The sequence below is a fragment of the Butyrivibrio sp. AC2005 genome (assembly GCF_000424145.1).
Classification (GTDB): domain Bacteria; phylum Bacillota; class Clostridia; order Lachnospirales; family Lachnospiraceae; genus Butyrivibrio.
Genome location: NZ_AUJI01000013.1, coordinates 47,541 through 67,015, shown reverse-complemented (window position 1 = coordinate 67,015; position 19,475 = coordinate 47,541). Strand labels below are relative to the sequence as shown.

The window sequence follows — 19,475 nt, the reverse complement described above, 5'->3', positions numbered from 1 at the left end:
ATTCCTAATATATCGATGTAATATTTTTTAGAATCTCTTAAAGATTGAAATATCGTTTAGCATTGTAGTATGAGATGCCACTGACAATTCTCTTAAGAGCTTCTTCATCATTAGGATATTCACCATTCTCAACCCAGCCGCCAATAAGATTACACATTATTCTTCTGAAATAATCATGTCTTGTATATGACAGGAAGGATCTTGAATCAGTCAGCATACCGATGAAGTTACCAAGTATTCCAAGACTTGCAAGAGACTTCATCTGTTCTTCCATACCAATCTTTGTATCGTTAAACCACCATGCGGGGCCGTGCTGTATCTTCCCAGGAACCTCAGAGGACTGGAAGCCTCCGATAATAGTTCCGATCTGCTGGTTATCTGCAGGATTAAGCGAAAAGATAATTGTCTTTGGAAGTTCTTCTGTCTTATCCAGTTCTGAGAGAAGATTTGCAATATTCTCACCACAGGTATTATTTGCTATCATGTCATAACCTGTGTCAGGCCCGATAAGTCTGAACATTCTCTCATTCTTATTCCTCATGCAGGAATAATGAATTTCCATAGCTATTCCATGCTTATGATATGCTTTTCCAAGAGCTATAAGAAGTGCTGTCTGATAGCCTTCTGCCTCTTCAGTAGAAACCGCTTCTCCGCTCATCGCTTTTCTGAAGGCTTTATCACATTCCTCCATAGAAACAATTCTGAAGGGCACATAGTCAAGACCATGATCTGATGCAACACATCCGCGCCCAGCAAAATACTCCACTCTTTCTATAAGAGCATCAATTACATCCTGTGTGGAATCAAGGGTTTCTTTTCCTACTACCCCTGCCAGCTCCTGAATATATTCCTTAAAGCCTTCCTTATGTATATTTACAGCCTTGTCTGGCCTGAAGGAAGGTCTAACAAGGAAATCTATGCTTTCATCCGCAGCAATTTTCTCATGCCACTCGAGTGAATCTACAGGATCATCCGTTGTTCCCACATATGCAACATTACTCTTTTTGATCAGACCTCTTACTGTAAAGCTGTCATCATTCCCCAGCATATCATTGCATTTGTTCCATATTTTCTCAGCATTTACCGGTGTTAAGGGCTCATCAATTCCAAAATACTTTTTTAATTCAAGATGGCACCAGTGATACATTGGATTGCCGATTGAAAGAGAAAGTGCATCCGCAAATCTCTTAAACCTTTCAAGCTCATCATCTCTGCCTGTAACCAGTTCCTCCGGGATACCATTTGAACGCATAAGTCTCCACTTATAATGATCTCCGAAGTATGATCCGTCTGCCTGTTTTCCGCCAAACCATACATCTCCGAGACTGTCAAAACGCTTATCCTCATATATTTCCCTGGGAGAAATATGACAATGATAATCTATAATCGGAAGTTCCTCTGAATAATCATGAAAAAGATGCTTTGCCGTATCTGTCTGCAAAAGAAAATCGTTGTCCAAAAAACTCTTCATCCTTAAGCTCCTTTATTTCTTCATTGTTACCCTGCCTATTTTAATTCTTTCGAGTGCTTTTTTATATAATTACCGGGTATCTAACCAACTATTTCAACAAGCACAACAAGTTTTGCAATGTATGCAGAATAACATCCGAAAAAATGAAAAAGCATGTTGCTTGCAACATGCTCGCGCCGAGCGCGGTTGCATTTATGCAACAAATACCATACGCGCGAGTGCGCATCCATAGCGGAGCGTTTTTTATATATTTGGAAATCCGGAGGAATTTCCTAATATATAAAAAAGCGCTTAGGTATAGAACTCTATACCCAGGCGCATTTTTTCAAAAATACTTATGACTTCTTGCTGGTAATATTGGAAAAAGTCAATCTTTTCATCCTATAGCCAGCATTATCAATCTTACAACAAGTGCAACCACCCATGCTATCGCACATTGCCAGAGGACAACGCAGATTGCATATTTTGCTCCCAACTCACGTTTTATGGATGCTATAGCAGCAACACAGGGGGTATATAAAAGTGAGAACACTAAAAGTGTTGCAGCTGTAACTGTTGTGAGCGCGTTTTCTATGCCTTCCGTAAACAGAATCTCCATGGTTGAAACGACGCTTTCTTTTGCTATAAAACCACTTATAAGAGAAGTGACTACCTTCCAATCGCCAAGACCTAAAGGTTTAAATATCGGCACCAAAAGTCCTGATATTGTTGCCATTATACTGACTGCAGAATCTGTCGTAAAATTCAGGTGCATATCAAAGCTCTGCAAAAACCAGACAACAATTGAAGCAAGGAAAATGATACTAAACGCCTTGGTCAGAAAGTCCTTTGCCTTTTCCCAAAGAAGCTGAGTAACATTCTTAAATCCGGGCATTCTGTAATTAGGAAGTTCCATTACAAAGGGAACTGCTTCACCCTTAAAGAAGGTATTCTTATAAATCAGCGAAACAAGAATTCCCATAATTATGCCAAGCACATAGAGACCAATCATGATTAGTCCACCGCGTCTGGGGAAAAATGCATCTACAAAAAAAGCGTAAATCGGAACCTTTGCCGTACAGCTCATAAACGGAGTAAGCACAATAGTCATTCGTCTGTCACGTCTTGAAGGCAGCGTCCTTGTTGACATAACGGCAGGTACTGTACATCCAAAGCCTATAAGGAGCGGCACAATACTTCTTCCGGAAAGTCCGATTTTTCTAAGGAGCTTATCCATAAAAAACGCAACTCTTGCAATATATCCGCTATCTTCCATAATTGATAAAAAGAAAAACAGCGTGACTACTATCGGCAGGAAACTTACAACACTGCCAACACCTTCAAATATTCCTTTTATAACAAGCTCTCTTATGGCTATATTAACCTCTGCCTTTTGCATCCAGGCATCTGTAGCCTCTTTAAGTAAATCAATTCCCGCCGCCAGTATATCCTGGAAAAATGGTCCTATTACGTTAAAGGTTAATAAGAAGGTTATTCCCATAATTATTATAAAGAATGGAATAGCTGTCCATTTTCCGGTAAGAACCTCATCGATTTTCTCGGATCTTATACGTTCCTTACTCTCAGAAGGCTTAACAACTGTCTGCTCGCAGACTCTCTCTATAAAGTCATAGCGCATATCAGCAATTGCAGAGCTTCTGTCCATTCCGCTTTCATTCTCCATCTGAACAATGGTATGCTCTATCATTTCCTTTTCGTTCTTATCGAGAATCATCTTTTTTAATATCAGGATGTCACCCTCTATAAGCTTGGTGGTTGAAAATCGAATAGGTATGTCAGCTTTTTCAGCATGATCTTCTATTATGGATTCTACAGCATGAATTGCTCTGTGAATTGCTCCGCCATGATCTGTCTTTTGACAAAAGTCCTGTTTTACCGGCTTTTCCTGATAGGTCGCAATATGAACCGCATGTCGAATAAGCTCTGCAACACCTTCATTCTTTGCAGCGGAAATAGGAACTACGGGAACTCCTAACAACGCTTCCATTTTATTAATATCTATCGAACCATTATTGCCGCGCACTTCATCCATCATGTTCAGTGCCACTACCATGGGAATATCCATTTCCAGAAGCTGCATGGTGAGATAGAGATTTCTCTCTATATTCATAGCATCAACAATATTGATAATTGCCTTAGGTTTTTCTTCCAGTACAAAGTTTCTTGAAACAATCTCCTCACTACTGTAAGGAGACATGGAATAAATTCCGGGAAGATCTGTTACAAGAGTATCGGGATAGCCTATTATCGGACCGTCCTTCCTGTCTACAGTAACACCGGGGAAGTTACCGACATGCTGATTTGCACCGGTAAGCTTATTGAAAAGTGTTGTTTTTCCACAGTTCTGATTACCGACAAGCGCAAAGGTAAGAAGTGTTCCGGCAGGAAGCTTTTCTCCCTCAAAGTCATTATGATATCTTCCATCCTCACCCAGTCCCGGATGTTCGGAGCTATCTATCTGAGTAATTCTTTCGTGCTTATTTTTTCTTTCGTTTATCTCAGTTACTTCGATTTTTTCAGCCTCAGATAATCTAAGTGTGAGTTCATAACCATGTATCTGGAGCTCAATAGGATCACCAAGGGGTGCATATTTTACAACCGTTATCTCTGCACCGGGAATAACACCCATATCAAGGAAGTGCTGCCTTAAAGCCCCTTCTCCTCCTACCTTGGTTATTACTGCGGAATGTCCGAGCGACAATTCTTTTAAATTCATTATTAGCCTCATTATTTATTGAGAAATATTCTCATTATTTTCTTCTATATAATATCATCTTGCGGGTTGTTTTCAATATCCTTTTTCCTATTTTGTCTCCTGACTTTGTTTATATGCCGCTCAAAATCTCCACTATTAAGTAAGGCAGCGATAACAAGCTGATCAAGAGTCGGCACCGGACATTCATAAAACCCTGTTTTTTCGGCAAAAAGAGGAAGCAAACTCTTCGGAAGAACCATGTATGCAGCTCTTACATAACTGCCAATAGTCCTTGTAAAGGTATTTACATATATAACTCTCCCCTCTTCATCCAGTGAAAATATGGTTTCCTCAGGCTTTCTGCTGGGTGTAAACTCAGATTCAAAATCATCCTCAACAATAAAACCATCTTTATTCCTGCTCCACTTAAGGTATTCTCTCTTTTTTGCAGCAGAAGCAGTTACACCACTGGGAAAACTCCTATAGGGTGTTATATGCAAAACCTTAACATCAGCATTCCAAAGCTCTTCACTTTCAATGCCATCGTTTCCAAGCTTAAGCATATGTATGTCTGCTCCGCCGGCTGTATAGACCTTCGCAATCTTCTGATAGGACGGGCTCTCAACTCCGTAAACTATATCTCTGCCAAAGGTCTGCACTATCAGTAGGTATAGGTATTCTGCTCCCGCCCCCACTATGATCTGATCCGGTGAAACCAGTAGCCGCCTGGACCTGCTAAGGTATGCAGCTATGGCTCTTCTAAGTTCTTCTGTGCCATTCTTTGGAGACTTATTCATAACAAAGGAGCCGTATTCACTAAGTACTCTTCTCACTGTTTTTGCATATATAGAATATGAAAACTTCGGTACACGGAGTGTGCTCATGGAAAACTGATCTGAAGAAGCAGCCTTTTCTTTAATTAAATTGCTGTTATCCTCAGCTACAGTAGTCTTATTCTTACTACCTGCTCCGGTATATATTTCCTTATCATCAAAGCTTACAAAATAACCGCTTTTTTCCTTTGGACTGATATATCCCTCTTCAGTTAAAAGCTCATAAGCATGCTCTATTGTTATCACACTGACTCCCATAGCTTCGGCCATTACGCGCTTTGACGGAAGCTTCGTGCCCACGGAATATCTTCCTTTAATAATATCTTCCCTTACCTGTTCGTATACTTTCAGATACCTTTTGGTCTTTTCCATAGTCTTCAATCCTATTCTGATTATATAAAAAAATCCAAATCTGATATTTTTAATACTACCAGTTTGATGATATATTATGTTAAATGATTTCGTCAAACGAAAAATAATAAAAAAGTTAACGAACGATGGAGGACATAATGAAAAACAATCAGATTACTAAAATTTCATACGCAGGTCTCATGGCAGCTCTTTGCTATGTTGGCTATGCTGTATTTCCTGCAATAAACGCTTCTGGAACCAAAGTTCATCTTGGCAATGCCTTTGTGGTACTCGGTGCTTTATTATTAGGCGGATTGTACGGCGGACTTGCCGGAGCAATTGGATTATCTCTTGCGGATATCATCTCCGGTTATGCTGCCTCCGCTCCCAGAACCTTTATCTGCAAACTTGTTATCGGACTTATTGTCGGACTTGTAGCTCACAAGCTAGCCAGAATTTCTGAGGATCATAAAAAGACCTACATACTTAAATGGTCTATAATAGCTGCCATTGTGGGACTTGGTTTTAACTGCATATTCGAGCCTGCTCTTAAGTATGTCTGGTACACTATTCTCACACCAAATGCTGAAAAGGCTGAAGCAGCCATTGGTGCTCTTGTAGCTGTTACCACCTATGCTACAATAATAAATGCAGTGATCAATTCACTTCTTGCAGTAGTAATGTACAATGCACTTCGCCCGGCATTATTTAAAGCAAATCTTTTTCCGAGCATAACAAAGAACGAAATTAAGCAGGCATCATGAAAATTCATGGATTACAGAAAATGACATTATTGGACTATCCGTCAAAAATAGCAGCAACCGTCTTTTTAGGCGGTTGCGATTTTAAATGTCCGTTTTGTCATAATTTTGAAATTGTAGACGGAAGCATGGCTCCCATCATGGATGATACGGAGCTTTTTTCATTTCTCCAAAAAAGAAAAGGACTCCTTGACGGAGTCGTAATAACAGGCGGAGAGCCCTGTATATATTCTGATCTTCCAACTCTCATATCAAAAATCAGGGACATGGGGTTCCTTGTAAAGCTTGATACAAACGGAAATCACCCGGAGGTTGTAGAAACTCTATTAGCTGACAAGGCTATAGATTATATCGCGATGGATATCAAGAATTCTCCGGCAAAGTATTCTATGACAATAGGGCTGAATAATATAAATTTAGATAATATTTCAAAAAGTATTAGTCTCATTATGAATTCAGGTGTTCCCTATGAATTCCGGACTACGGTTGTACATGAATATCATGAAGCTTCGGATTTTGAAGAAATTGGCAAATGGATTGAGGGTGCTGCTGCATATTATTTACAGCAGTTTACTGTAAGAGATACTGTGCCTGATAAGAGGCTTACAGCTCCTACGGAAAGTGATATGATGCTGTACCTGAAAACGGTTCAGAAATATGTTCCTAAAGCTGAAATAAGGGGCTTGTAGAAATTCCCCTCATCCGTCAGCTTCGCTGACACCTGTCTTCGCTCCGCTTCGGTCCGCGCAAAGCCGACGTCCCCTGGACGTCGTGCGCCCCTTAGGGGGAAGGCTTTTTTGTAAAAAAACACATGTCTTATACTGTAACTTCATCCTCCTCAGGCAGGTGCACCTTTGAAATAACTATTATGGTATCGCCTTCCTTAAGCTTCACCCCACCCTTGGGAATAATTGTTTTTGCTCCTCTCTTAATTGATAAGAGCTGTGTCTGTCTCGGAAAATCAAGATCCTTTATGAATTTATCTACCCACGGATGAGTGTTCCCTAAAGTGACTTCTTTCAAATTCATGGGCGTATCGTTTTTAATAGCCTGAGCTCCAATTATTACCTTATCTCCTGTTTCAAGAGTCAAATTCCCATTGGGAATAATGGCATTGCCACGTCTCTGAATCATTGCTATAAGAGCGTCATGAGGCAGGTCGATATCTCTTAGCTTTTTATCCACCCATTTATCCTTAGCACCAAGTTGCACCTTTATAAAGTGCATATCTATAGACTTCGCGTAATCTCCCATATGCTTTAATTTCGTATATTGTTCCACGAAACCTGCGGAAATAATACCGGTAGGGATGGCAACCATACCGACTCCAAGAAATGCAAGCAGTATTCCGAACACTTTTCCCAAAAAAGTTACAGGATAAATATCTCCGTAGCCCACAGTCAGAAGTGTGGATGCTGCCCACCATATTCCCGAAAAAGCATTTGCAAATACCTCAGGCTGCGCATCATGTTCAAGCGAATACATACAAAGGCTTGAAGCAAGCATCATTACAGAAATGATAAACATCGATGAAAGAAGCTGCTGTGCCTTACTTTTTATAACCTCGGTTATAACATTGAGTGAGTCATAATAGGCATTGATTCTGAAAAGTCTGAATATTCTTGCCACTCTGAACATTCGAAATGCAGCTGCACCAGCAGGGAAAAATACCGGCAGATAATATGGCAGAAAGCTCAAAAGATCTATAATTCCGGCAAATGAAAAAACAAATGCCACAAGCGCTCCTGCTTCACTTTTATACGGAAACAGATTTTTAGCACAAAAGGCTCTCAAAATATAATCAATAGCAAAAAACAGTACAGTCCATTTTTCAATCTCGCTAAAAATGAAACCGTAGGAGGCGTTTAAGTCCGAAAACGTAGAAAGGAACGCTGCCACCAGATTAAGCACCAGTGCCACCGTTCCTATTACATCATAAGCTATGCTTGGAATATCCCCCAAATATCCTACAGATATTATTCTGAAAAGTTTCTTCCTGAACTCTTCAAAGTTATTACTTTTTTCCACAACCTTTTCCCCTAAACTTATTTATCACCTGTATCAAATACAATTGCTTCTTCAGGCTTAACGGGCTTGCTGAAATAATACCCCTGAATCTTATCAGCTCCGTAAGTCTTAAGCTTTTCAAATTGCCATTTTTCCTCAACACCTTCAATTATAACCTGCTTATCTATATCATGTACAAGCCGGATAACATCCTGCATGAAAGCTTCCTTGCCATCAACAAGATAGGAATCAACAAAGGATTTATCGACCTTTACAAAATCAACAGGTATATATGTAAGATAGCCCAGAGATGAATAGCCTGTTCCGAAATCATCCATAAGAAGCTTTATACCAAGTTCCTTAAACTGAGCAAACAACCTTTCCGCCTGCTCTGTCCTCTCAAGAAACAGACCTTCGGTAATCTCAATCTCAACATACTCTCCTGAAATATTATAACGCGAAAGCAGCTCTTTTATAAAGTCTACATATCCCGTATCTCCAAGCTGATTACTGGAATAGTTTATGGAAACCGGCTTAAGCTCATACCCCTGATCACGCCACTCTGCAAGCTGCTTGATAACAAGCTCCGTCGTAACTCTTCCGAGCCTTCCAATCCATCCACTGGATTCTATAATCGGAATGAACATGTTGGGGTAAAGCCCCTCTGCCTTCATTCTTACCAAAGCCTCAAATCCGGTAACTGCCTTCGTCTGTACATCCACCTGTGGCTGATAAAGCATGAAAAATCCATCGTTGTCAAAAGCCTCAAGTATCTTTGCCTTGATCTTGTTTTCCTCTCGTACCTTCTTTTTAATCTCATCAGAATACTTAAAGGCCTTATTGCGTCCTCGCTGCTTAGCTTCGTACATCGCTATTTCAGCATTGATAATGTGCTGATCCGGAAGGGTCGCTCCATCAGATACGGATATACCTATACTGCAGGATAAAATAATTGTCTCATCCCCAACCGGTATCGGCGTTCTGAAAAGTTCAAGTATCTCATTTATGGTTTCTGAGTCCTCATCCAGCTGCTCCTTTGGAACCATTATAAGGAATTCATCTCCGCCATATCTTGAAATCATCCAGTCTCTTTGGGAAGATATCTGTTCAAGAGTAAGAGACAGATACTTTAATATTTCATCAGCAAGCTGATGCCCATAGGTTTCATTTACATCCTTAAAGTTATCTATATCAATCATAAGCATTGAATAAACATGCTTTATTGTCAGATTTTCGCGCAGATAATTTACGGCACTACGCCTGTTAAGGATATCAAGGAAGTCATCATGCTCTGCCTGATATTTCAATTTTTCCTGAGATTTTTCCAGCTCATTTTTGGAATTCATGAGTTCCTGATTGGCTGCCTTACCTAAAAGAACCGTCACATATATAGCCAAAATGAGGAATACCATTGATAAAAAGATCATTCCCATTGTCGGGAAAATATTGCCATACATGTCAAAGAAAGTTAGTGGTTTGTTAAATATCACAGCATCATCAGGCAATTTTGATTCATCTATTCCAAATTTTTTTAAAAGCGCATAGTCAAACTCAGTATTATAGGGTGAATCAACAATAAGCTTTTCGTGGCCAATGGATTTGCCATTAAGAAGATTCACCATATCATGTCCGGCTGATTTACACTGATAAGAAAAATCCATAGCTATGCTTCCAAGAACACCGTCTATGGTTCCACTTGCATAATTTCTCAAAACCGGCACACTCGTATTATTTACAATAATATTGGTCATTTCGTTCGTAGAATGAACGATTTTATCCGAGTCCTTAAAGCAGGTCATATAAATGAGGACAGCATCCTTAGGGATTGCCTTAAGTTCATCTTCAAGGCTTTCAAAAGGTATTGTAGCCACATTGATTTCATTAAACTCATAGCCCGTAGATGCGTTCTTTACCCGATTGTAAAGAACCATATCAGCCAAGCCTGCAGGCGAGCTATCATGAATGCCATAATACTTTTTCCTTTCCGGCATAAGCTTCATTGCAAGCTCTATGGTATCAACAAGATAGTCATTTTCGTAATATCCATACATTCCATAGCGCTCAACAGCCATTTGTGCAAGCGTCATATTATTTACACCGAAAAATACTATCGGTAAATCCGAGAACAATTCCTTTTTATATTTCATTGCGAATTTTACTGCCTCATCATCCGCAAGCAAAATGCCATCATAATCATTCTTCAAATTTACACGCTGTATAAAATAATCATGGAAGGTCTCTGTATCCTTTGTCGATCCATGCTTTTTTGCATCCATAAACATAACGTCAAATTCAATGCCGTTGGGTTCAAAGCTTTCTTTTAGCCCCTCTATCTGAGGCTCAAATGTATAATACTGGGAATTATAAGACGCAAGAAACAGAACCCGATGCTGAACCTCTCCCTTGTAAACAGATCCATTCATCGAGGAACCATCATCTGTGGTAACAAACTGCCTGAGAAATACAACGGCAATCAGTAGACACAAGACGCTGAGCAATATAAATACTATGCGTATTTTTTGAAGTGCTGACTGTTTTGTCATAAGAAACCGTCCATAATTATAGTAGTATATTTAAATTCTACCACTATACATATGGGTGCTTTATAAATTAAGCCTTATAATCATATTAAAGGATTATAAAATTCTACTAATATTTTTAAAGGAGCCGGGCGCATCTGTTATGCACCCGGCTCCTTGTCATTGGATTAGGTATAAAGTTATTTTGGAGTTATCTGTTGTAAAAGTATTAGCCTTCAATCATTATAGTCTTCTTCTCAGGAACCTTAGCCTGTTCTTTCTTAGGAACATTCAGGCTCAGTACACCATGCTTGAAGCTGGCCTTAATATCCTCTTCTGTAAGGTTATCACCTACATAGAAGCTTCTCTGCATTGATCCTGCATAACGCTCCTGTCTGATGAGCTTACCCTTATTGTCCTTCTCATCCTTATCAAGTCCCTTGGCAGCGCTTACTGTAAGGTATCCGTTATCCAGTTCAAGTGTAATCTCTTCCTTCTTAAATCCGGGAAGATCTATATCAACCTCGTAATGATCCTCAGCCTCATGAACATCAGTCTTCATAAGTCTCTCAGGATGTCTGCCATAGAGCTTCCTCTCGGTGTTATCAAAATCGTTAAACATCGGGAAATCAAACCAGTTATCAAATAACTTCTCATCAAAAATACTAGGCATCAACATAATAGTTACCTCCTTATGTAAAAAATGTTTTTTTAGAAACATTTCTGTTCCCTTGTTCTATAACTGTTATAACATTTATTAGCACTCTTGTCAAGTGAGTGCTAATAAAAATTTTAAGCAACATTTATACTATTTATATGGTATATTAGTAGGTAAATAAATTAGCGAGGTGTCTGGATATGACAATACTACAGTTAAAATATGTTATTGCAATTGACGAAGAATGCTCCATAAGAAAGGCTGCCGACAAGCTCTACGTATCTCAGCCCGGCCTTTCCAGTGCTGTAAGGGATTTGGAAAAAGAGCTCGGAATCCAGATTTTTGAAAGAGTTCATAATGGCGTGGTTACTACTGCTGCTGGCGCTTCCTTTATTGCATATGCCAGAAATGCTGTCGAACAGTTTTCAAAGGTTGAGGAAAAATACCTGAACAAAAAGAATGATAAACCTACTTTTTCTGTATCCATGCAGCACTATACCATCGCAGTTAATGCTTTCATAGAAACAGTAAAGGAATATGATTATGATGAGTACCAGTTTTCAATAAAAGAAACTCAGACAAGTGAGGTTATTGAAGATGTAAAAACTCTGAAAAGTGAAATAGGTGTGATAGCGCTTAGCGATTTTAACAAGAATACCTTCAAAAAGATTTTCGCTGATGCATCACTGGAATTCCATGAGCTTTTCACAAGAAATACCTATGTATATCTGCGAAAGGACCACCCTCTCGCAGGCAAGGATGAGCTGTCTCTTGAAGAGCTTCAGGACTATCCATGCATGGTCTTTGATCAGGGAGACAATACCTCTTTTTATTACAGAGAAGAAGCCCTGGCCACCTACGATTATAAAAAAATAATCAGCACTAACGAAAGAGCTACTTCCATTGAGCTTATGCTCGGACTAAACGGTTATGCCGTAGGTGCCGCAATGCTGGGGGACAGTCTAAATGGCTCAGACTTAACTCACATCAAGCTTAAGGAAGAAGAAACTCTCACATTCGGATACATTACAAGAAAGAATGCCCAATTAAGTGAGATGGGTCAGATGTTTGTTGATAAACTTGAAAAATTTGTTCCGGAATTGAACTAAAAAAATACTGCGCAGAGCTTAATGGCTCCACGCAGTATTTTTTTACTTTTATCAGACTATAGCCTAAATCAAAAACCGGTGTCACAGACTTGGGGGCTGTGACACCGGTTTTTGAAAAATATAATAAAAAAGTTTGGAATAATGATATTGTTGTATAAGTTTTTAATTCATATACAACATAAACAATTGTAACATTTATGTAATATTTGTCAACATGTTTTCAAATATTTTTACAAAAATAGTAAAATTTATTGTCATCTGTATACGGGTTTCATATTCTTCAACTCTTCATAGATGATTTTATAGTTATCATATCGAACCTTAGAAATCTCTCCTGCCTCAAGAGCTGCCTTGACTCCACAATCAGGCTCAGCAATATGACTACATCCTCCAAATCTGCAGGAGGGTTCATAGGGCTCAAATTCAGGATAATACAGTGGTAATTCCTCTGCGGTAATATCTTTTAATGCAAGTGAAGTAAATCCGGGAGTATCAAATACATATGTTACCTGATTCTCATCCGATAATGCGGAAATATAAAACATCTCCGAATGTCTCGTAGTATTTCGTCCTCTTGAAATCTTACGGCTAAGCTCTCCGGTCTCCATTGCCGCTTCCGGATGAAGCTTATTTAACAGCGAGGATTTACCTACTCCGCTTGGACCTGCTACAACAGAGGTTTTACCCTTAAGCTTTTCACAAAGTTTATCAATTCCGGCGCCTTCATGAACGCTTATGAAAATAACCTCATATCCGCACTTTTCATAGGCATCCATAAGTTCCTTCTGCTCTTCTTCCGATGCAATATCCTGCTTGTTGAAACATATAATGACCGGAAGTCCGTTCCTCCTCATCTGGATAAGGAATTTATCAAGGACATTATAGTTAGGATCCGGCTTTACTATTGCAAACAGAACAACCGCCTGGTCGACATTAGCGACCGGCGGTCTTATAAGTTCATTACGCCGGGGCAATATCTTAGTGATATTACCTGTCCCGGCTTCTTCATCAATTATTTCAATATCTACGTCATCACCGACAAGCGGCTTTATATTGTCTTTTCGGAAAATGCCTTTTGCTTTGCATTCGTATACGCGTTCACTACCGGTATTAACATAGTAAAATCCCGCAATTCCTTTAACAATCCTTCCCTTCATAGACACTCCTGCAATTAATTCTCCTGATTAAATGTAACAGCTCTTGTAACGGTGTATTCCTCTGAAGTACCGCCCACGATGTTACCGTATTCATCAGTAGTAGCAGGGCTTGTTGCTGTGTAAGTAAACGTTATTACTCCTGTAGCAGAAGTAAGTCCTGTACGAACTACCCCGGTAATCGGGAAAGATGCTGTAGTAGTATCAAGAAGTGATGTTCCGTCTGCAGTTACAAACGAAACATGTACGGATACTCCGTCTGTATAATTCTGCCCTTCAGTAGGAGCAGCTATATCTCCGGAAAAGCTGTAGGATATGCTGTTAGTAATAGGTCCAATGGACTTTTCCACATCTATAGCCGTTCCAGGCTCAACCTTTGTACCAACAGGCTGACTCTGCGCAGTTACGACATCCACACCGTATGTATCGCTGTTAACATCAACGACACGCCCCTGAACAAGTCCGACTTCCGAAAGAGTTGCAACTGCCTCGTCAATAGAAAGCCCTACAAGATTAGGTACGGAAACCTTTGAGTCACTTTCAGCTGTGGATGCATTAGCACTTGTATCCTCAGTACTTGCCTCTATAGAAGCATTAGCCACTGCCTCAGCAGCAGCAGCTTTTCCTGTACTTACAGTAATCTTAACTGTTGAGCCACTCTCTGCACGGGTATTTGCTGCAGGCTCCTGAGACACTACCGTATTTTTGGCAAGTGTACTCTCGTCATCATCTATCTTTTCAAACTTAAAATTCTTATCCTTAAGAGCTGTTACAGCTTCAACATAAGACAGCCCGGTCACATTCGGAACTTCTATTCCACTTTCAGCAGTTGCGACAGTCTGACTGGACTGTGTTAAAACTTCCTCTTCAGTAGTTCCTCCGAGAATTCCAAGTGATCTTCCAACCAGGATAATAACAATAATTCCGACAAGTACAGCACCTATCATAGCAAGAGCTATAGTGAGTTTCTCTATACGATTACCATCACCATAATCTCTTCCATCATAATCATCTTCGTCATCGTCATAGCTGTCAGAACGCCTTCTGATATATTCCTTCTCACGTCTCTTCTGTGTTTCATATTCGCGGATGCTCTCTTCATTAAGTCTCATCCGCTCTGTATCACTTATGCCGCCTATGCTCTTTGCTTCCTCATCTGAGGCAATTCTGGTAGCACTCTCCTCATCAGGATCAACAAGATTAACAAAATCCTCGTCAGGAGTAATAAGCGATCTCTTAAGATCAGTAATAAGCTCTGCCGCACTCTGATATCTTCTGTCCGGACTCTTTTGACAGCATTTCATTACTATCTTCTCAACGCTTATAGGTATCTCATCGCTAAACTCGGCAGGTGAAGGTAAATCCTCCTGGATATGCTTAATTGCAATTGCTACAGTTGTATCTCCGTTAAAAGGCAGGCGTCCTGTAAGCATTTCAAAAAGTGTAATACCAAGTGAATAGACATCACTTTTCGCATCAGAATAGCCGCCCCTTGCCTGTTCCGGCGATGTGTAATGAACCGAGCCCATTACGTTGGAAGTTATGGTGTTACTGGTGGCAGCCTTTGCAATACCGAAGTCTGTTACCTTAACCTTTCCTTCCTTGGATATAATTATATTCTGAGGTTTAATGTCACGATGAATAATGTGATTGTTATGAGCAGCTTCTAATCCCATAGCAACCTGAATTGCAATACTTACTGCTTCCTTCACCGAAAGCCTTGATTTCTTTTCTATATATCTTTTCAGGGTAATACCGTCAACAAGCTCCATTACTATGTAATGGATGCCATTCTCATCTCCTACATCATAGACATTTACAATATTAGGATGCATAAGTCCGGCAGCTGCCTGGGCCTCAACACGGAATTTTGAGACAAAGTTATCATTCTCAGAAAACTCCTGTTTAAGGACTTTAACAGCGACAGGTCTGTTCAGCTTATGGTCTTTTGCCCTGTAAACATCCGACATACCGCCTGTTCCTATTTTTTCAAGGATCTCGTAACGGTCGCCGATCATCATTCCTATCTTAATCATTCAGCTCCTCCGTCAGCAAAAGGCTCAATCAGGATAACAGCGATATTGTCCTTACCGCCATGCTGGTTTGCCATATCCACTAACTTCTGCGCCTTCTCTATAATATCCCGTTGTCCACTGACAATCATTCGAATCTCCTGATCCTCCAGCATGTTTGTAAGGCCGTCGGAACACATGAGCACGATGTCCCCCTTTTCGAGCTCAACATTAAAGAAATCGACGTCGACAGTGTCATCTGCGCCAATCGCACGAGTAATTATATTTTTCTCTTTATGCGTACGCGCTTCCTCAGGATCAAGTCCGCCTGCGCGCACCATCTCCTGTACCAGTGAATGATCACGAGTAATCTGTCTTATGTCATCTCCGATAACATAAAGTCTGCTGTCTCCAACGTTCGCAACCTGAAGGTAGCGCCCCATAACCGTTGCAGCGACAACAGTCGTCCCCATGCCGTAGAGGTGTTCATCCTCTGCAGCCTTGGCACGTAATTTTTGATTTGCAATCTTTATTGCATTTTCCAATATTCTCACAGGGTTCTGCTCGAAAGATCTCTCAATCTCTTCCACCATGGTATTAACAGTGAATTTCGACGCATAATCACCCGCATTGTGTCCACCCATTCCGTCAGCCACAATGAATACATTAGACAAATTACCGATTCGTCGCTCGGAGGAAAATACATAGTCCTGATTCAGTTTTCGTTTCTGACCTACGTCAGTTATGGAAAAAGTCTTAAGCAAAGATGCCTCCGATCAATGAATATTATTTGGCATAAAGTTCTTCATAATATCGTACAAAAAGAACCTTTGCCAATATAAAAATATACCATAAAATAGGCGTTTTGACAATAATGCCAAAACGCCCATTACACTAATTTATTTCTTACCTGTTACTCGATTAATCAGTATCTTCCCTGCTCTCTTAGCAGCATAAGGTCCTACCTTCTTCATTTTGTCCTCAGCACGAATCATGGTACTTGCTTCAGGTATATCACGACTAAGATGAATAGCATCAAATTCACATTTTGTTGTGCAAAGACCACAACCAATACATTTATGCTCATCAACTGTTGTAGCGCCGCAGCCAAGACATCTGTTTGCCTCAGTTTTAACCTGTGCTTCCGTAAGAGTAAGTCTCAGATCATCAAAGGTATCTTTTGCTACGCCTGCCTTGGTTCCCGGAATCTGACGAGGAGCATTATCAAAGCTTTCAACCCTGATATCTTCCTTATCCAGCTCAATAAACTCTCTTCTGTCTCTGGCAAGATCCAGCCTGTTTCCGGGATGAACAAATCTGTTCATTGAAACAGCTGCTTCACGTCCACCTGCTATAGCATCAATAGCAAATCTCGGGCCTGTAAACACATCACCACCAACGAAAATATCAGGCTCTGCAGTCTGTAATGTAAGCGGATCTGCAATAGCTCCACCATTTGGTCTAAGTTCAACCTTTGTTCCCTTAAGAAGATTGCCCCAGACGATGGACTGGCCAACTGAAAGAAGAACATTTTCGCAGTTGAGCGTGATTGTATCATTTTCATCATACTTAGGGTTAAATCTTCCGTCGGCATCCTTTACAGAAGTACAACGTTTAAATACGATTCCTGTAACTTTTCCATTCTCGGTAAGGATTTCCTTTGGTCCCCATCCATTCTTAATATCAATGCCTTCTTCCTTCGCTTCGTGTACTTCATCTTTTGCAGCAGGCATTTCTGCCTCACTTTCAAGGCACAGCATTGTGACTTTTGAGGCACCTGCTCTTACAGCAGTTCTTACTACATCAATGGCTACATTTCCACCACCGACAACAACAGTCTCTCCTGTTAATCTCACACTGTGGTCAAGATTAACTTTTCGAAGGAAGTCTACACCGGTCTGGACACCATCTGCATCCTCCCCGGGCACTCCTACAAATCTTCCTCCCTGACAACCAATAGCGATAAAGAAAGCTTTGTAGCCCTGTTTTCTCAGCTCATCGATTGTTACGTCTTTTCCGACCTCAACGCCGTACTTAAACTCTACTCCCATCTGGCTGATTACATCTATCTCGGCTTCGATAATATCTTTTTCAAGTCTGTAGCTCGGAATGCCATTCATTAACATTCCACCGGCTCTCTTTTCTTTCTCAAATACTGTTACGGGATATCCATCTCTTCTTGCAAAATATGCAGCAGAAAGTCCTGCAGGACCTGCGCCAATAACAGCAAGTTTGAATTCATCTCCCCACAGTCCGCCGTCATGCTTTTCACAAAGAGGAACATATCTGTCCTCCTTCTTAAGATCAAGTGAAGCAATAAACTTCTTGATCTCATCGATTGCAAGCGGCTGGTCGATAGTGCCTCTGGTGCAGGCATCTTCACATCTTCTGTTGCAGACAGCACCGCAGATCATGGGAAGCGGATTATCCTGCTTTATAAGCTTAAGAGCATCTTCGTATCTGCCCTCAGCAGCCATTTTAATGTATCCCTGTACGGAAAGATGCACGGGACATGCGGTTTTACATGGTGCTGTACCTGTCTCATAGCAGTTAATCTTATTATCATCGCGGAAATTATAGTTCCACTTTTCAGGTCCCCACTTCTTTGCATCCGGAAGTTCAACCTTGGGATACTTAACCTCTGAGCCGTTCTTTTTACAAAGCTTCTGTCCAAGCTTGGCTGCTCCGGCAGGACATACTTCCACGCATTTTCCGCAAGCTACACACTTCTCCTTATCAACATGTGCACGATAAGCTGAAGCTGATAAGTTAGGCGTGTTATAAAGCTGAGATGTTCTTAGTGCATTACATACACCGGGTGCGCAGTTACATATCGCAACAATCTTGCCTTCCCCATCAATATTGGTTATCTGATGAACATATCCGTGACGCTCTGCTCTTTCAAGAATCTCATATACTTCTTCCTTGGTAACATAGTGACCAATTCCGCGGCTGTCCATATACTCAGCCATATCACCCATACCGATGCAGTAATCTCCGCGAATTTCACCACTTCCTTCGCCTCTCATTGTCTGCTGTTTTCTGCATGAGCACTCAGATATTCCGTATTTATCATACATATCAATCCAACGTGACAGATGTTCAACCGGAACGGACTTGTTTTCTATGCTTATAGCCTTTTCAACCGGAATAACATGCATTCCCACGCCGGCTCCTCCGGGCGGTACCATCTGTGTTATTCCGCCAAGGGGAAGCTGTGTCATCAGGTTAAAGAAGGTTGCAAGCTGTGGGAATTCATCCGTAAGCTTATCCTGCATCATCATAAACTCGGCAGATCCGGGAACAAAAATCGGAAGCTCATATTGCTTATGCTTATCCGCAGTCTTTGCTCTGTTCATCTCAATGATTCCGATCCAGACAAGTCGGTCAACCATCTTCTGAGTTTCTTCCACAGTCATGTTGTTCATCTTAGCAAGTTCTTCTATGCTGTAGGGAACTCTGGTCTTCTTGAAATTTATCAGAAATTCAACCTGTTCCTTATTAAGGATCATATCGAGCATCCAATACTCAGGATCCCTGTTATTTATTTTTCCCGTCAGCTTTTTTACATAACGGTCTGTTACCATTGTTGCAAGCTTTAAAACCAGCTTTTCTTTTTCAGGATCCTCTGCTACATAATTCGGATCCTGCCAATAATCATTTTCATTGATCATCGGATCGCCGATTTTCCACTCTTTCATACTTCTTCCCATAAATTATTCCAAACTCCTTAAAACAAGCTTCACTAGGCTCGACAAAACCTCGCCAAGTGAACTTGCATGGTTCGCACTAAGCTCGCAAAACACCTCGCTAAGTGCTCTACGTAAATCCCCTCATCCGGCGCTACCGCGCCACCTTCCCCCCAAGGGGAAGGCGTATCTTAAGTCAGCTAAATACAACCGCCT

Annotated in this window: 13 protein-coding genes; 3 read left to right on the top strand and 10 right to left on the bottom strand. The window is 40.7% G+C overall.

Features of this window, described 5'->3' with window-relative positions; translation table 11 throughout:
* Positions 1-37: 37 nt before the first annotated feature.
* From uxaC to pdxR, 3 genes are all read right to left on the bottom strand, one after another.
* The gene (uxaC, locus tag G602_RS0104480) at positions 38-1,471 is read right to left on the bottom strand and encodes a glucuronate isomerase (protein ID WP_026657881.1); all 1,434 of its coding nucleotides are present in this window, start codon (positions 1,469-1,471) and stop codon (positions 38-40) included.
* A gap of 376 nt (positions 1,472-1,847) precedes the next feature.
* On the bottom strand, positions 1,848-4,187 hold the full coding sequence (gene feoB / locus G602_RS0104475; RefSeq protein ID WP_026657880.1) for a ferrous iron transport protein B: 2,340 nt from the start codon (positions 4,185-4,187) through the stop codon (positions 1,848-1,850).
* 44 nt (positions 4,188-4,231) lie between these two features.
* Entirely contained in the window at positions 4,232-5,371 is a 1,140-nt protein-coding gene (gene pdxR / locus G602_RS0104470) for a MocR-like pyridoxine biosynthesis transcription factor PdxR (RefSeq protein ID WP_044931032.1), read from the bottom strand.
* Between the two features lie 137 nt (positions 5,372-5,508).
* Here pdxR and G602_RS0104465 point away from each other — a divergent pair, with 137 nt between their 5' ends.
* A complete protein-coding gene (locus G602_RS0104465) occupies positions 5,509-6,114 on the top strand; it encodes an ECF transporter S component (RefSeq protein WP_049945053.1) in 606 nt (201 codons plus the stop codon).
* Positions 6,111-6,800: an anaerobic ribonucleoside-triphosphate reductase activating protein gene (locus G602_RS0104460; RefSeq protein ID WP_026657877.1), complete on the top strand. Its 690-nt coding sequence runs from the start codon at positions 6,111-6,113 to the stop codon at positions 6,798-6,800. The genes G602_RS0104465 and G602_RS0104460 overlap by 4 nt, the downstream gene beginning before the upstream one ends.
* A 127-nt stretch (positions 6,801-6,927) precedes the next feature.
* Here G602_RS0104460 and G602_RS25170 read toward each other — a convergent pair whose 3' ends face one another.
* The 3 genes from G602_RS25170 to G602_RS0104445 form a co-directional block, all read right to left on the bottom strand.
* Complete coding sequence (locus G602_RS25170; protein WP_242835484.1) at positions 6,928-8,139, bottom strand: TrkA C-terminal domain-containing protein; 1,212 nt, start codon at positions 8,137-8,139, stop codon at positions 6,928-6,930.
* Between the two features lie 17 nt (positions 8,140-8,156).
* A complete protein-coding gene (locus G602_RS0104450) occupies positions 8,157-10,661 on the bottom strand; it encodes a GGDEF domain-containing phosphodiesterase (protein WP_081675833.1) in 2,505 nt (834 codons plus the stop codon).
* 205 nt (positions 10,662-10,866) lie between these two features.
* Positions 10,867-11,316, bottom strand: a complete 450-nt coding sequence (locus G602_RS0104445) for an Hsp20/alpha crystallin family protein (RefSeq protein ID WP_026657874.1) — start codon at positions 11,314-11,316, stop codon at positions 10,867-10,869.
* 179 nt (positions 11,317-11,495) lie between these two features.
* Here G602_RS0104445 and G602_RS0104440 point away from each other — a divergent pair, with 179 nt between their 5' ends.
* Positions 11,496-12,404, top strand: a complete 909-nt coding sequence (locus G602_RS0104440; protein ID WP_026657873.1) for a LysR family transcriptional regulator — start codon at positions 11,496-11,498, stop codon at positions 12,402-12,404.
* Between the two features lie 254 nt (positions 12,405-12,658).
* Here G602_RS0104440 and rsgA read toward each other — a convergent pair whose 3' ends face one another.
* The 4 genes from rsgA to G602_RS0104420 all read right to left on the bottom strand — a co-directional run bounded on the left by rsgA (position 12,659) and on the right by G602_RS0104420 (position 19,244).
* The gene (gene rsgA, locus G602_RS0104435) at positions 12,659-13,561 is read right to left on the bottom strand and encodes a ribosome small subunit-dependent GTPase A (protein WP_026657872.1); all 903 of its coding nucleotides are present in this window, start codon (positions 13,559-13,561) and stop codon (positions 12,659-12,661) included.
* 14 nt (positions 13,562-13,575) lie between these two features.
* Positions 13,576-15,594, bottom strand: a complete 2,019-nt coding sequence (pknB, locus tag G602_RS0104430) for a Stk1 family PASTA domain-containing Ser/Thr kinase (RefSeq protein ID WP_026657871.1) — start codon at positions 15,592-15,594, stop codon at positions 13,576-13,578.
* Positions 15,591-16,334 (bottom strand): Stp1/IreP family PP2C-type Ser/Thr phosphatase, encoded by a 744-nt coding sequence (locus G602_RS0104425; RefSeq protein WP_026493713.1) that lies wholly within the window; start codon positions 16,332-16,334, stop codon positions 15,591-15,593. Before G602_RS0104425 ends, pknB begins: the two co-directional genes overlap by 4 nt.
* Positions 16,335-16,469: 135 nt before the next feature.
* Positions 16,470-19,244 (bottom strand): FAD-dependent oxidoreductase, encoded by a 2,775-nt coding sequence (locus tag G602_RS0104420; protein ID WP_044931069.1) that lies wholly within the window; start codon positions 19,242-19,244, stop codon positions 16,470-16,472.
* Positions 19,245-19,475: the final 231 nt, after the last annotated feature.

Coding starts and splice junctions, on each gene's coding strand:
- uxaC (WP_026657881.1), bottom strand. CDS start 1,471: ATGAAGAGTTTTTTGGACAACGATTTTCTTTTGCAGACAGATACGGCA.
- G602_RS0104445 (WP_026657874.1), bottom strand. CDS start 11,316: ATGTTGATGCCTAGTATTTTTGATGAGAAGTTATTTGATAACTGGTTT.
- pdxR (WP_044931032.1), bottom strand. CDS start 5,371: ATGGAAAAGACCAAAAGGTATCTGAAAGTATACGAACAGGTAAGGGAA.
- G602_RS0104440 (WP_026657873.1), top strand. CDS start 11,496: ATGACAATACTACAGTTAAAATATGTTATTGCAATTGACGAAGAATGC.
- feoB (WP_026657880.1), bottom strand. CDS start 4,187: ATGAATTTAAAAGAATTGTCGCTCGGACATTCCGCAGTAATAACCAAG.
- G602_RS0104465 (WP_049945053.1), top strand. CDS start 5,509: ATGAAAAACAATCAGATTACTAAAATTTCATACGCAGGTCTCATGGCA.
- G602_RS0104450 (WP_081675833.1), bottom strand. CDS start 10,661: ATGACAAAACAGTCAGCACTTCAAAAAATACGCATAGTATTTATATTG.
- G602_RS0104420 (WP_044931069.1), bottom strand. CDS start 19,244: ATGATCAATGAAAATGATTATTGGCAGGATCCGAATTATGTAGCAGAG.
- pknB (WP_026657871.1), bottom strand. CDS start 15,594: ATGATTAAGATAGGAATGATGATCGGCGACCGTTACGAGATCCTTGAA.
- rsgA (WP_026657872.1), bottom strand. CDS start 13,561: ATGAAGGGAAGGATTGTTAAAGGAATTGCGGGATTTTACTATGTTAAT.
- G602_RS0104460 (WP_026657877.1), top strand. CDS start 6,111: ATGAAAATTCATGGATTACAGAAAATGACATTATTGGACTATCCGTCA.